Raw genomic sequence first — 13,683 nt, forward strand, 5'->3', positions numbered from 1 at the left:
GAGGAGCAGCCCCGCCGGCGTCGGTCCAAGGGGGAAGATTTCCGCCGGCAGGGCCATACCGGGGTAGATCCCGACGCTGCCACTTTCGGCCTCAACTCCCGCCGGCAGCCTTCGCAAAAGTGAAGTGCACGGCGCACGCAACGATCTACCTCGTTATACGGCAGGCTCCTGCCCGCAGCGCTCAGGCTGATGACAACGGCAAGTCCTGGGTTCGGTCTCGCGGCATCCCGTCGTAGCCTTCCATCCAGGACGCGCGCTCCTCGCTGTCACGTGGATACGGGCAAGCATCTTTCGCGCGACCGTGAATGCGCGCCCATGCTCCTTGGGCAATGGGATCGATGTGGGTGTGACAGGTATCTGCCATGGCGATAGCTCTGGCTTCCGCCCCCACAAAGCAACTCGGTCGAAGCTCTGCAGATCCCGCATTGATGCACGAGCAACCATCTGGTTTTCTTGCAACTGAATTGCTCGCAAAACAAATCGGATCTCGAATTTTACTAAGGCCAAGCTGAAACCCTTCTCCATCCACGCTATTTTCCAGAGCAAGCACAACATGGATTAAGCGTGAGCTCGGTGCGTGAGAGGCATCTCACATCCGGGATGGAGGATTGATGCGCCACGCAAGCTCTCTACTGCCCTCCCGTTCAGGTCCCGCCGCTGCCGTTACCCACGGTGTTGCTCGTGGTCTCGCTGACACCTGCGAGCTCCCAGGCGGAGATCTGCCGGCCCGTCTGCAGGACCTTGTGTTGCTCGTGGTCTCGCTGACACCTGCGAGCTCCCAGGCGGAGATCTGCCGGCCCGTCTGCAGGACCTTGTGCTGGTGTGGACGGCCTCTCAACCCAAAGGTTTGATGCGCTTCGGCGTCTCAGCCAGATGAGAGGAGCGTCCAGTGAACCTTCCCGTCCGCATCGGCATGGATACCTCCAAGTCGGTCTTCCAGCTCCACGGCGTTGACGAGAACGAGGTCGTGTTCATCCGCCGCCAGCTCCGTCGCGCCGAGATGGTCCGCTACTTCGAGCGCCTGCCGCCGGCCCTCGTCGCCATCGAGTCCTGCGGCAGTTCCCACCATTGGGCGCGGCTGCTCCAGTCGTTCGGCCATGAGGTGAGGCTGATCCCTCCGCAGTACGTGAAGCCCTACGTGAAGCGCGGGAAGAACGATGCGGCTGACGCCGAGGCCCTTTGTGAGGCGGTCACCCGGCCGAGCATGCGCTTCGTGCCTGTGAAGTCGAAGGAGCGTCAGGCGGCCTGCATGTTGATGACCGTGCGGGAGCGTCTGGTCAGCGTGAAGTTGCAGCTCTCGAACGCCTTCAGGAGCTACGCGGCGGAGTTCGGCATCGTCGGAGCTACCGGCAGGCAGAACGTCAACGGGCTCATCAAGCGCGTGCTGGAGGACGATAGCCTGCCCGAGATGGCGCGTGACCTCTTCCGCTTCCAGGCCAAGGAGTACGCAGCCGTCGAGGCACGCCTCGAAGAGATCGAGGCCAAGCTGATGCGATGGCATCGCGAGGATGACGTAAGCCGGCGGATCGCGACGATCCCCGGCGTAGGACCCATCGGCTCGACCATGCTGAGCATGAAGGCTCCGCCGCCGGAGACGTTCAGGTCCGGCCGCGACTTCGCAGCTTGGATCGGGCTGACGCCGAGGGATCACTCGACCGGCGGACGCCAGAGACACGGCGGCATCACGAAGGCCGGGGACTCGGCGCTCCGCTCGACGTTGATCGTCGGAGCGACCGCCCTGCTAAGGCACGTCCGCAAAGGCCGGCATAAGCCTTCGGCGTGGCTCGTCGCGCTACTGGAGCGGAAGCCGCCCAAGCTCGTGGCGGTGGCGCTGGCCAACAAGTTCGCCCGCATCGCATGGCGATTGATGGTCACGGGCGGCGTCTACAGCCAGCCGCGAGCCGCCCTGCCGGCCTGATCCGAGATCGGCACCGGCGGGCGAGGCTGCTCGGCGGATAGCCCATGAACTTGCAGGATGCAGCAGATGGTATGGCCGGTCGGTCGATACGCGCGAGCTTCCGAAGGTTACACTGACTTCTCACGTCGCCCATGTGCTTGGAACGCGTGTAGCGAACACCATCTTGGCCAGCGGGCCTCGCCCGCGCGAACAGGCCGGACATCTGAGAGCAAGCGATCAGGTCAGAAAGCTGCTACATCCTGACAAGCGGGGGCCGTCCACATCTGCAATCTCTACAGCCTCAACAAGGGCCAGGACGCGATACGACGCGTCTTCGGCATCACGCACGATCAGACCGGCAACCTGCCGCCGTTGCCCGGCATCTTCCCCGACCAGATGGCACCGGTCGTGCGCCAGCGCGGTGAAGGACGCGAGCTCAGCATGATGCGCTGGGGTTTCCCGCCGCCGCCGAAGGTCGGCACGCAACCTGTCACGAACGTGCGCAACGTCGCCTCACCCTACTGGCGACCCTGGCTGAAGCCGGAATACCGCTGCCTCGTGCCAGTCTCCGCGTTCAGCGAGTACGCCGACACCAAGCCGAAGAAGACGCCGGTGTGGTTCGCGATCGCCGACGAGCGGCCGCTGTTTGCGTTCGCCGGCATCTGGAGACCATGGACGGGCGTGCGTGGGCCGAAACGAGAGGAGCCGGTCGAGGAGGAGCATCGGCTGTATTCGTTCCTGACCACGGAGGCGAACGGCGTGGTCGGTCCTGTTCACCCGAAGGCGATGCCGGTGCTGCTGACCACCGAGGACGAGTGGAGCACCTGGCTCGAAGCACCGACCGAGGAAGCGATGAAGCTTCAGCGACCGCTGCCCGATGAGATGATGAAGGTCGTCGCGCGTGGCGCTCGCAAGGACGAGGGCTGAGGCGCACTCGTGCACGCCTGTCGCCCTGTCGTCGCGGAGCAGTAGGCGTTTCAGGTGACCAGGTCGAAGAGCCCCCGGGCCGGCACAGGCTACGCCAGCACCGACATACAGCGCGCATGAGCCAGGACGCGATGCGCTGCAGCTCTGGCATTTCCGGCCCGGAGCTGAGGCTTCGGCGCACCGTCTCGCAGCGCTGCGCGAGCGAGAGCACGAAGGCAGTTCGCGTCAGCAACAGCCCGGGCACGCATCAGCGCGACCGGGCTGACGTCACGGAGCGGAACAGGCTGAAGAGGGGCAGTGATCGCCATCACCATGGCTCCGGATCGGCAGAGTGCATCCGCAAGATAGCGCTGAGATGTCAGATGTTTACGCCGCCGGGAACTCGCATCGCATCGCCGGCGTTGTGAGAACATAACACGAACAAAAAGGTTCGCAATGGCCAAGGCAGCGACGAAGAACGAGAATCCCAAGACCAACCCCAAGGACGCCTCGAACCGGGTCAAGGATCCCGATCAGTGGACCACCGGCAGCGAACCGATGACCGGCGCGCAGGCCTCCTACCTCAAGACCCTTTCGGAGGAGGCCAAGGAGCCGGAGGCGTTCGATCCCGATCTTGATAAGGCGGAGGCCTCGAAGCGCATTGATGCCCTCAGGACGGATGCAGGTCATGCCTGAGACGGTGCTGACCCAAGTCCGGGAGGACGGGCGGGCCACGGCCGAGGCTGCGCGAAGCCAAGACGCACGGGTCTCCTTGCAACATCTCTGACCGATTTGCAGGCCGGCCATGGGCTTGAGAGGAACAGAGTTCAAGGTTCCTCCTCGCCCGCCCCTCTGCTGGCGACCACAACAGGCTTTGCAGCGGATCCTTCACCGCGTCAGAGCCCCCTGAACAGACCCGACAAACGACACGGCGACTGGTAACCGCGCCTACGAACAGAGCGCGACAACATCGCCGCATGATCGGTCGATAGAGCTGAAGCATCCTGCCTTTGCCCTGCTACAGCGCTGTCGTGCTGACCGCGGCGCGTCAAGAGATGCTCGGATCATGGTCCCGCAACGCGCAGCACCGTCTTGCCTCAGGTGTGACTGCCCAGTGCGTCGCGCTGAGCAGCGAGGAGCGCTACTGAATCGGACACGGGTAGGGAGCACTGCATTCCTGCACAGATCAGCGCCGACCGGGCGCCGAGATCTAATGCAGCCTCGTTCTTCCAGTCCGCCACCACGCGGTCCCATGCTGTGGCGCTGGCGACGGACCGGTCGAGATACGCCAGGCGCCGAGCCGTCTCGAGGAGTTCCGCCGCCTCTGATCCGACGATGATGGAGGTGGCGCGGAGGTGCTGATCCACGGCGTTGAGGACGGAACAATGGGCCAGCGGGGAGACCCGTGTTGGACCGCTGAGCCGCTCCAGCAGCGTCTCCGCCTCACGCCGGGCTGTCTCGTCATGCGTCAGTGCGGCGAGCCGCACCAGTGCGTCAGCGAAGACCCCGTTGGCGTTGGGTACAGCGTCGTCCTGCACAGGCTGGGGCCGCGTGATGAGCGGCTCCGGCGTCTTGCTTGAGGTCATCGCAAGCAGGCCCGTCTCTGGTACCCGGTACTCGCGCAGAAGCACGTCACACCAGCGCCGTGCGTGCTCCAGATAGGTTTGCTCCCCGGTTGCTTCGAAGAGGGCAAGGGCGGCCCGCATCATCGTGGCGTGGTCGAGTGCAAACCCCGGATACACCAGGCTGCCTGCCCGCGCCGCGTGCCCGAGGCGGCCGTCGCGCCCCAGCAGGCTCACGTTGGCTGAGAAGGCCGTTGCTGCAAGGCTTACCCAGTCCGGCCGATCGAGGAGCAGCCCCGCTCGCACGAGCCCCGCGATCATCAGCCCATTCCAATCGGCCAAGACCTTATCGTCGCGGCTAGGTCGGGCGCGCAGCTCGCGACGCGCGAGCAGCGTCGCGCGCAGTCGTTCCAGCCGGGCTTCCGTGCCCGTATCCGTCTCGGGGGCATCGAGCCGGTTGGGGATGCTCTTGCCTTCGAAGTTGCCGCCGTCCGTGATGTCGTACATGCGCGCGAACAGGGCCGCGTCGTCGGGGCTGAGAACCGCTCGAATCTCAGCGGGATCCCACACGTAGAACTTGCCTTCCTCCCCTTCCGAGTCCGCATCGAGACTGGAGGCGAACGCACCCTCGGGCGTGAGCATCTCGCGCGTGAGCCAGGACACGATCCCCTCGGCCACCGATCGCGCGAGCGGCGAGCCCGTCTCAACGGCCATCAGCGCGTAGAGGTCGATCAGCTGCGCATTGTCGTACAGCATCTTCTCGAAGTGCGGCACGAGCCAACGCTCATCGGTGGAGTAGCGTGCGAAGCCGCCCCCGAGATGATCGTGCATGCCACCCTTGGCCATGCGCTCGAGCGTGAGGTGGACGAGCTCGCGCAGCATCCCGTCGTCGGCCCGGCGTGCATGCCGGGCAGCGAACTCCAGAACCGTGGGATTCGGGAACTTGGGCGCGCCACCGATACCGCCGTTCCGAGGATCGAACACGCCGGCCAACCGCGCACCAACGCTCTCAAGGTCGTGAGCTGTCATTGCAGGAGCGGGTGCATGACCTGCAGACCCCGCCAGGCCGTTCAGCAGCGCAGCACGATTGCCTGCGATCCGCTCAGGCTGACTCTCGAAGGTATGAGCCACAGCGCGCAGGAGGTCGACAAAACCAGGGCGGCCGAGCCGTGGCTCTTTGGGAAAGTAGGTTCCACCCCAGAACGGCTCGGCCTGCGGCGTCAGAAACATGGTGAGGGGCCAGCCACCCCGCTCTCCCATGGCCTGCAGCGCGCCCATGTAGATGTGGTCGACATCGGGCCGCTCTTCGCGATCCACCTTGATGTTGATGAAGAGCGCGTTCATCACGGCTGCGACGTCCGGATCCTCAAAGCTCTCGTGAGCCATGACATGGCACCAGTGACAGGCCGAGTAGCCGATGGAGAGGAGGATCGGGCGGTTCAGGCGTACCGCCTCTGCGAGCGCCTGCGGGCTCCATTCCCACCAAGCGACCGGGTTGTCCCTGTGCTGCTGCAGGTAGGGTGACGTCGCTTGCGCGAGACGGTTCATCGAGCGTGCGTTCCAAGTGCGATAGGGCGCCCCTCCGCAGGAAGCAGCTCGGGGGAAACACGGTTCCGGGTGTCCCAGACGCAGGAATCCAGTGAGGTGGCACGCTGTTGGGCTGACACGTCAGGACGATCCAACTCCTCGATGTGCCGGATCAATGAATTGGGGGCGGACTGGTCCGACCGGGTTCGGTCACCCGCCGAGATCAATCGCGTAGAGGTGCTGCTGCGCCGTGATGAACAGCCGCCGCTCTCCAGAGCCGAAGGCGCAGTTCGTGGCGGCCTGGGGCGTCGGGATCAACCCGAGCTTCTCCGCTCGGTCAGAGAACACCTGCACGCCTGCTCCTGAACTCGTCCAGATCCAGCCGCGCTGGTCAACGCGGAAGCCATCCGGCACGCCCGGCTCGATCACCGCGAACAGCCGCCGTGCACTCAGCCTGCCGCCTTCCGTGACGTCGAACGCCTGAATCTCGTGCCGTGTGCCGCCAAGAGCCTGCGAGGTGTCGGAGACGTAGAGCGTGCTGCCATCGGGTGAGAATGCCAGGCCGTTTGGCTGCTCGAAGTCCGCCATGCGCTCGACCTGTCCGGTTTGGGGATCGAACCGGTAGACACTCCTGTGGTCGAGTTCAGGCTCGTCGAGGGCACCCTGCCGGGGCGAATGCAGGCCGAAGGCCGGATCCGTGAACCAGAGTGCTCCGTCCGGTGCGCAGGTCACGTCATTGGGTGAGTTGAAGCGGCGACCATCGTAGTCACGCACAAGCACGGTCGTTCGCCCGTCAGGGGTCGTGCAGCTCAATCCCCGGCTACCGTGTTCGCAGTGGATCAGGTTGCCGGCCACGTCGATCGTGTGGCCGTTGGTGAATGGGGTGGCATCGACCACGACCTCGACCCGGCCGTCAGGATGCCACCCGAGCACGCGTCGCCCTTCGACATCCGACCAGACCAGGATCTCGCGCGCGGGCCACCACACCGGCCCCTCGCTGAACACTGCCTGATCGTAGAGCGAACACAACTGCGCTCCCTTCGCCACGAGGTCAGTGAAGCGGGGGTCAAAGGCGGTTGGGGGTGGCACGTCCCCGACCGGCTGCGGCGGTCCTGCCTTGCGAAGCACAATGGCCACGATGCGTCACTCCTTTGCTATCGCAGGCCTTCGGCAAAGGCTCCTCGGGCGAGCAAATGTGAGCCAATCGCCCCTCGGCTTTGCATCAGCGGGGTGGCTTCGAGCGACCGACCTCGGCGGTGAGTTGAGCGAAGGAAAGCGCATCGCCTCGCGCACTGACCTGATTGGCGAGCCTGAGGAAGCGCGCCGGGAAGCAGATGGCGTCGACATGAGCAGCGGAGAGCTGCGTGGGCCGTCCCGGGTCCGCCACCATGGCGGCCTCAACACCCCCGAAAGCTTGGTCGATCTCTTCCTGGCTGAGGAGGTTCTTGTCACGCAGAGCGTTCATGAGACCCGCGACAGCGGCGTAGAGGCCCTCCAGCTGAAGATTGGCCGTATTCATGACGCTTTCCTTGTGAAGTACCCAGGAACATGTTGCCAGATGAACCGTCCAGGCGGGAAAAGGTGCCTGCGTGAGGCGGCACAAATCTTAGGCCAGCTCAACCACAACCCCCTCGTTGCGGCGGAGTTCAAGGCTGGGCGCCTGCAGGGGCGTACCTGTCAGATCAGGATGGCTTGACGCCAAGATCCGGACTGCCTTGCCCACCCGGATCGTTGCGGGCTCACTGCGAAAGTTCAGCGCCACAAGCAGGCGGCGGTCCGCGTCGCGACAGGCGTCCGACATGTGGGACAGCGCCTCTGATCAGGGTCAGCGCTATTACCGACAGGGCAGCCAAGCCCTCGGCAACATGGACGGTGCGACGCTCGGCGGCTTGTTCGCCGCAGGTGCGCTCGGCTTTGCCATAGCCTGGCTGATCTTCGGGCAGTCTCACGCGAGCCGAGATGTGGCTCGCCGCATGAGCCGGAGCAGCGAGAGCCACCGTTGAGTTGAACGAGGCGGCGAGCGCTGACGTGCGTTCGGAAGGTGCCTCAGTGCTGGGCTCAACCACCCTGAGGCCGGCCGAACATCCGCAGCAGCAAACCGGGTGGGTCCATGTTGGAGTTCGTTCTTGGAGACCTGTCCCACCTGATCGCCACGCACGGACTCTGGATCGTGGCGCTGGTGATCGGCCTGGAGAGCATGGGCCTGCCGCTTCCGGGTGAGACGTGTCTCGTCACCGCCTCCCTCTACGCCGGAGCAACCGGCAATCTCTCCTTGGGCGCGGTCATTGCGGCAGCCGTGGCAGGGGCGGTGATAGGCGACAGCGTCGGCTTCTGGATTGGCCGGAGCGTGGGGCAGCGCGCGCTGGTCCGGCACGGGCCACGGATCGGCATCACACCTGAGAAGATCAAGCTCGGGCGCTACCTCTTCCTGCGCCATGGCGGCAAGGTCGTGTTCCTCGGCCGCTTCGTCGCCGTGCTGCGCGTGCTGGCGGCGCTGTTGGCGGGCGCTAACCAGATGGCATGGCCACGTTTCTTCCTGTTCAATGCCACAGGCGGGCTGGTCTGGGCGACGGTATTTGCCTGCGGAGCCTATTTCTTCGGCTCGCGCATCGAGGCAGTGACCGGTCCCGTGGGCGTATGCCTACTCGTCCTGGCAGCGGCTGGTTTGATCTGGCTCATCGTCATGCTGCGCAAGCACGAGGCGCGCCTTCTGGAAGAGGCAGAGCAGGCGCTCCCCGGCCCGCTGATGCCGACCTAAGGGCGAGCGGACGATCAACGTCCCAGGGCTGGGGATGCTCCAACCCCGTTGCTTGAGACGATCGCGTGATTGCGGTGAAGACGAGAAGCGCAGCCAAGCGACCGTGCACGCCTTCCGATGGAACCGCTCAGCTTGTGCCTGCGTTGCAAGCCAAATTCAAACGCTGGGGACGATAAATGAGCACTAATGCTGAATATAGAAATGCGCTCCCGTCAGGCCCGTCGCTGCTTCAAGCAAGCTTAGGCTTCGGTTTTTCTTTCGTAACTCTGATCGGATGTGTGGTTGCGCTTGGCATGGTTGCATAGTGCAGAACCGCATCAATGCTTATGTGCTCAAGGCAGACTGAGCAGCAACGAAAAAGGGGTGCCGGAAGGCACCCCTTTTCGCATCGAACTACGACGGCGGTCAGTAGCCGTAGTAGGGATCGTAGCCGTAGGCCGGAGCCGGAGCGTAGTAGCGGGGAGCCTGACTGGCGGCGATAGCGCCGCCGATGATGCCAAGCGCCGCACCTGCTGCGAGAGCACCACCTACGCCCGAGCCGCGACAGTGGCCGTAGTGGCGGTAGCCACCCCGATGGCCATAGCCGCCGTGGTAGCCGTGCCCGCCGCGGTAGCCTGGGGGCGAGCCTCAGCGGCCGGAGCGACGAGCAGGGAGCCTGCGAACGCAGCTGCAACAGCCGACAGAGCCAACTTCTTCATGGAGCCTCCTGTGCACGCCTATGGCCTTCGACGCCCGTGGCCGTGCATCTGCTGTGAAACTGACGGAGTTCGAAGAGAGGCGCGGTGCGCATCCTCACCCTTCCGGCCTCAACCTCGTCAACCGGGCCTCAGTTCGTTAAGCTCGGCCGTATCAGCCACGGAGGGAAGCTGTTGCACTTCATCATCAGCGCGAGCACGCAGGACGGTCACATCGCCTATCAGACCCGATCTCCGGAGACCGCACTGGAGCGTGCCAGATCCTTGGAGAGCGTGCAGGCGCAGGACGTGCAGGTTAGTGATATGCATGGACGCGTCTACGATCCCGACGGCTTCGACCGCTGCTTCGTTCGCTCGGAGGCGACCACCACGGTGGGTGAAGCTGCGTAGGCGGCAAGGAACTGGGCCTGCGGGTCAGCCCGGAGAGCCGTGGCCGAGCCTCAAGAGCGTTGCGATGCCATCGGCGGCCCAGGATTTCGTGACAGGTGCGGAGTCAGAGTCGAAGGCTACGGCAGCGATGTGCATGCCGAGCACGGGCGCGAAAACCAGCAGCATCATGATGACGATGGCGGCAGCGCTGTGGTCGCGTCGCGCAGGCGCTGCCGCGCGTGAAAATTTGTTTCGAAGGGTCATGGCTCACCTAATCTGACCAGCCGCCAAGGCCGGTCGCGGGCGAGCCGGATCAAACAATCAGGCGCGGCTCACGCGGTCAGCCAGTGGCGGCAGGGTCGATCGACTACTGTCGTCGGGCATGGGGTGCGGGGTTCCTATGGGGACGCAGGGTCGCGCCGGGGCACGACCGAGCGGAAGGCTGGATGATGGGGTGTAAGGCCATCTTCGTGAAGGCTCAACGCCGCGCGACGCAGATTGGATGCACCGGCAAGAAGATGGTCCACAGTGCGCTGCGACGAACGTCGCCGAGTAGAGACACCAGCTTCAGCAACTGAACTTTACGGCAGCGCGGCCAGCGACTCGGGACGGATGGTTCACAGCTCTTCGCCTCGAATGCGCGCCGAGACGGCTCAGCGGGCCGGTCATCAGCCGCCGGATCAACGGGTCGAACGTTTCCGGTAGCGGCTCGCCTTCTGGCACCGGCAGCGCATCACGCAGACCGGAAGAGATACCTCTGATGACACATCCGAGAGCTTGGCGGTCGAGATCAACGACCGGACGCTCGGCTGCGGCCGTCGTCGAACAAGCCGCTGCGCCTGAAGCAGTGTGAAGAGCATACATTACGCGCTCCTTGGGTTGCCCAAACCGGGGGCAACTGAGCGGCGTCACATGGAGAGAATGTGGCCAAGGAGCGAGCGGACCCGCCGTAATCGGCGGCGGTCTCGATTTAAGGACAGTTTGCCAGAAAAGGTACGAAGCGCCGTTCGAGCAGCGATACAGATCGTTCCTACAGCCACCAGTGTGGTTCTGACGCTGCGCGGCTGAAGGCGGGAACGCAGATCCTGTCCTGGTTCGGCACCATGTCCATTCACATCAAACAGTCGTGAATGCTGCGGGATACTGGCCGGAAGCGGGAGCGTTGATCCTGGGGGCGGCTACAGGATCAGCCACCATGACGGACTTCTACCACATCCTGAATTGGACGCTGAAGCGCGGTTCACACACCTTCCCTGGACCAGAGGGCGGCACCTGCATCAACGAGGCCGCCATCGTGGCGTGCGGCTTCCCTTACCGACCGGTGCGCGCACCCACCGACATGCCGCTGTGCTTCTCGCGCCCGATCTGCCGATTGGCGCTGCATCTGAACGATGAGGCTGGCGACGTCGAGCGGCAGCGCCTCATTCCGTTCGTCACCCGGCTTGCCTGCGCGGACACACCCGAGATCGAGCGGGAGCGAGCCGCCTACATCCGGGCACGCATCGACTTGGATGGCCGGTACATGCCGCATGTGTCGATGGATGAGGGTATTCGTGTTCTCGAAGGGGCTCTGGCCATCGGGCGGCAGGCGGACCCGCTCGCTCCTGATGTTGCCGCTGACCGGCTCAATGCTGCACGAGCGGACACAGCACCGGAAGCGAGCAAGCAAGCTTCCATCTCGCAGATGCTCAAGGTGTGGCTCGGCGTGTTCGAGAAGGAGCCGGGCACGGTCTGAGATCAAGGTCGTCCCGTGCCACCGTGTTGGGCCAACACGGTGGCCGGCACACTCTCGTCTGTCAGTGGGGCAGCGCAGGCATGCCCAGGAAAGAGCACGCGAAGAGCCAGCTAACACGAACGATCGTGGTGTGCATGGCCGCCAGCCCTCCCGGTGAGATGCCGTCATACAGGAACGAACATTACCGGAACATTGCTGACGAGTGACGCTGCTTCCGGACTACGGGTTGTGGTCCGTTTCCCCTCGCAGGAACCGAGTGGCATCGAGGCGGGTACAACCAGCACCTGCGCTGGGCACCTCCGTCAGCCGCGTCAGCAACGGGATCTGGGTTCGGGCCATACAAGGCAGGGTTCGGCGGGCGCAGGTCTGGATGGACATGGGCGGTGAAGCTCTGCAAGCTGACAAGAGGAGGCCCCGGCGCTGAACGGCACTGGGGCCTCTCTACGTCGGTCGTGGGCTGCGGCTCCAGCCGCCTCGCACCTGGCAAAGTAGGGGCCTGCCTCGTGCATCAGGCTCTCGAACATCAGCCGCAGGCTGCACAGTCGCGATGTGCTTAGAGGCAGTGCCTTAGGGTTCACTGCTCCGCCCGGTCGGAGCAGCATCAGCGAAAATGTTTCTCGGCGTGTTAGTCATACCTGCCGCGCTGGGAAGGGGATGACTTGCGACCGATGCTCTATGGCCTGTGCTTGGTCGCTAACGGCTCGCTTCAGCGCCGCCTGGCTAAACGGCTTGCTCAATCGAGGCAGTCCGGAGCCCGTGCCCTCCGGAAGGTCTGTGTAGCCGGACGCTAGGATAATCGGCAGATCAGGCCAATCAGTCCGGAGCGCAGCCGCAAGCTGCACACCGGTCATTTCCGGCATCGCATGATCGGGTAGCGTCCGCGGACGAGGTGTAATTTCTGGGGCCGCTTCGGCGGAGATTGGGGTGGTCATCGGGGCCGGCGGCTAAGGTGGAGTTTGCGGACTTCAACCTGAGCCGGGAGCACCCGATGACCGACGACAGAGTGGCACTGATCGAGGCGCTGCAGAAGGCTGACGACGGCAACTTCCTGCGCTCGTTGGCCGAGACGGTCCTGCAGATCCTGATGGAGGCCGACGTGGAGGGCCTGATCGGCGCCGGTCGCTACGAGCGCACAGGCGAACGCAGCACCTACCGCAACGGCTATCGCGAACGCAGCCTCGACACACGGCTCGGCTCACTCAACCTGAAGATCCCCAAGCTGCGGACCGGCAGCTACTTCCCCGGCTTCCTGGAGCCGCGCCGCACGGTCGAGAAGGCGCTGGTCGCCGTGATCCAGGAGGCGTGGATCGCCGGCGTCTCGACTCGGCGCGTCGACGACCTCGTGCAGGCCATGGGCCTGTCGGGCATCTCCAAGTCCTCGGTGTCGAAGCTGTGCAAGGAGATCGACGAGCGCGTGAACGCCTTCCTGACGCGTCCGCTCTCGGGTGCGTGGCCCTATCTCTGGCTCGATGCCACCTACCTGAAGGTGCGCGAGGGCGGTCGCATCGTCTCTGTCGCTGCCATAGTCGCCGTCGCGGTGGACACAGAGGGGCGGCGCGAGATCGTCGGCCTGCACATCGGTCCGTCCGAGGCCGAGGTGTTCTGGACAGACTTTCTGCGGAGCTTGGTCAAGCGCGGGCTCTCGGGCGTGCAGCTCGTCATCTCGGATGCCCACGAGGGGCTCAAGGCGGCCATCCGCCGGATGCTGAAGGCGACCTGGCAACGCTGCCGCGTTCATTGGACCCGGAACGCGCTGGCTTACGTGCCGCGCACCCAGCAGACCATGGTGGCTGCCGGCCTGCGCCACGCCTTCCAGCAGCCCGATCAGGACGCCGCCCGGGCCGCCCTTCAGCACCTGGGCGAGCAACTGCACAACCGCTGGCCGAAGCTGAAGGTCTTCATCGAGGCCACGTGCGAGGACGTGCTGGCCTACCTGACTTTCCCGCTCCAGCATCGGGCCAAGCTTCACAGCACGAACCCGCTGGAACGCCTCAACAAGGAGATCAAGCGGCGCGCCGATGTGGTCGGCATCTTCCCCAACACGGACTCGATCCAACGCCTGATCGGTGCGGTGCTCCTGGAGGCCAACGACGAGTGGCAGCTTCAGCACCGCTATATGCAGATCGAGGGCATGGCCGGGTTTGCTCCGGCGTTGATCGAGGAGAGCGTCACGACACTTCCACCACAGGCGGCCTGACCGATGGCCACTCCAATTCCACCCCGAAAGTCCACCT

Annotated in this window: 13 protein-coding genes and 2 pseudogenes; 8 read left to right on the top strand and 7 right to left on the bottom strand. The window is 64.6% G+C overall.

The features are described from left to right. Positions 1–181: 181 nt before the first annotated feature. The gene (locus DK389_RS35510) at positions 182–364 is read right to left on the bottom strand and encodes a ribosome modulation factor (protein WP_109887983.1); all 183 of its coding nucleotides are present in this window, start codon (positions 362–364) and stop codon (positions 182–184) included. Positions 365–913: 549 nt separating this feature from the next. Here DK389_RS35510 and DK389_RS05635 point away from each other — a divergent pair. From DK389_RS05635 to DK389_RS05650, 3 genes are all read left to right on the top strand, one after another. Beyond that, entirely contained in the window at positions 914–1,918 is a 1,005-nt protein-coding gene (locus DK389_RS05635; RefSeq protein ID WP_418292041.1) for an IS110 family RNA-guided transposase, read from the top strand. A gap of 261 nt (positions 1,919–2,179) precedes the next feature. Further along, entirely contained in the window at positions 2,180–2,824 is a 645-nt protein-coding gene (locus tag DK389_RS05640; protein WP_109887986.1) for an SOS response-associated peptidase, read from the top strand. 435 nt (positions 2,825–3,259) lie between these two features. Beyond that, on the top strand, positions 3,260–3,499 hold the full coding sequence (locus tag DK389_RS05650; RefSeq protein WP_109887989.1) for a DUF3072 domain-containing protein: 240 nt from the start codon (positions 3,260–3,262) through the stop codon (positions 3,497–3,499). Positions 3,500–3,900: 401 nt separating this feature from the next. Here the strand turns inward: DK389_RS05650 and DK389_RS05655 are convergent, their stop codons facing one another. The 3 genes from DK389_RS05655 to DK389_RS05665 all read right to left on the bottom strand — a co-directional run bounded on the left by DK389_RS05655 (position 3,901) and on the right by DK389_RS05665 (position 7,411). Next, positions 3,901–5,913: a thioredoxin domain-containing protein gene (locus DK389_RS05655; RefSeq protein ID WP_109887991.1), complete on the bottom strand. Its 2,013-nt coding sequence runs from the start codon at positions 5,911–5,913 to the stop codon at positions 3,901–3,903. A 189-nt stretch (positions 5,914–6,102) separates the two neighbouring features. Continuing rightward, positions 6,103–6,939 (bottom strand): SMP-30/gluconolactonase/LRE family protein, encoded by an 837-nt coding sequence (locus DK389_RS05660; RefSeq protein ID WP_236960636.1) that lies wholly within the window; start codon positions 6,937–6,939, stop codon positions 6,103–6,105. A 175-nt stretch (positions 6,940–7,114) separates the two neighbouring features. Beyond that, positions 7,115–7,411, bottom strand: coding sequence for a hypothetical protein (locus DK389_RS05665; protein ID WP_109887994.1), 297 nt, complete (start codon positions 7,409–7,411; stop codon positions 7,115–7,117). Between the two features lie 280 nt (positions 7,412–7,691). Between DK389_RS05665 and DK389_RS05670 the strand changes: the two genes are divergently transcribed. Further along, the gene (locus DK389_RS05670; protein ID WP_109887996.1) at positions 7,692–7,895 is read left to right on the top strand and encodes a hypothetical protein; all 204 of its coding nucleotides are present in this window, start codon (positions 7,692–7,694) and stop codon (positions 7,893–7,895) included. A gap of 107 nt (positions 7,896–8,002) precedes the next feature. Further along, a complete protein-coding gene (locus DK389_RS05675; protein ID WP_109887998.1) occupies positions 8,003–8,650 on the top strand; it encodes a DedA family protein in 648 nt (215 codons plus the stop codon). A gap of 405 nt (positions 8,651–9,055) precedes the next feature. Here the strand turns inward: DK389_RS05675 and DK389_RS33920 are convergent. Further along, a pseudogene (locus DK389_RS33920) lies at positions 9,056–9,247 on the bottom strand (hypothetical protein); the annotation flags it as partial. A gap of 272 nt (positions 9,248–9,519) precedes the next feature. Here DK389_RS33920 and DK389_RS05685 point away from each other — a divergent pair. Beyond that, positions 9,520–9,735: a hypothetical protein gene (locus DK389_RS05685; RefSeq protein ID WP_162560514.1), complete on the top strand. Its 216-nt coding sequence runs from the start codon at positions 9,520–9,522 to the stop codon at positions 9,733–9,735. A gap of 24 nt (positions 9,736–9,759) precedes the next feature. Here DK389_RS05685 and DK389_RS32065 read toward each other — a convergent pair whose 3' ends face one another. Next, positions 9,760–9,978, bottom strand: coding sequence for a hypothetical protein (locus DK389_RS32065; RefSeq protein ID WP_162560515.1), 219 nt, complete (start codon positions 9,976–9,978; stop codon positions 9,760–9,762). Positions 9,979–10,909: 931 nt separating this feature from the next. Between DK389_RS32065 and DK389_RS05690 the strand changes: the two genes are divergently transcribed. Further along, a complete protein-coding gene (locus DK389_RS05690) occupies positions 10,910–11,449 on the top strand; it encodes a hypothetical protein (protein WP_109888002.1) in 540 nt (179 codons plus the stop codon). A 629-nt stretch (positions 11,450–12,078) separates the two neighbouring features. Here the strand turns inward: DK389_RS05690 and DK389_RS35515 are convergent. Then, positions 12,079–12,318: pseudogene (locus DK389_RS35515) on the bottom strand (hypothetical protein); the annotation flags it as partial. A gap of 119 nt (positions 12,319–12,437) precedes the next feature. Here DK389_RS35515 and DK389_RS05700 point away from each other — a divergent pair. After that, on the top strand, positions 12,438–13,646 hold the full coding sequence (locus DK389_RS05700; protein ID WP_109896934.1) for an IS256 family transposase: 1,209 nt from the start codon (positions 12,438–12,440) through the stop codon (positions 13,644–13,646). Positions 13,647–13,683 lie beyond the last annotated feature (37 nt).

The sequence above is a fragment of the Methylobacterium durans genome, from assembly GCF_003173715.1.
GTDB classification, from domain to species: Bacteria; Pseudomonadota; Alphaproteobacteria; order Rhizobiales; family Beijerinckiaceae; genus Methylobacterium; species Methylobacterium durans.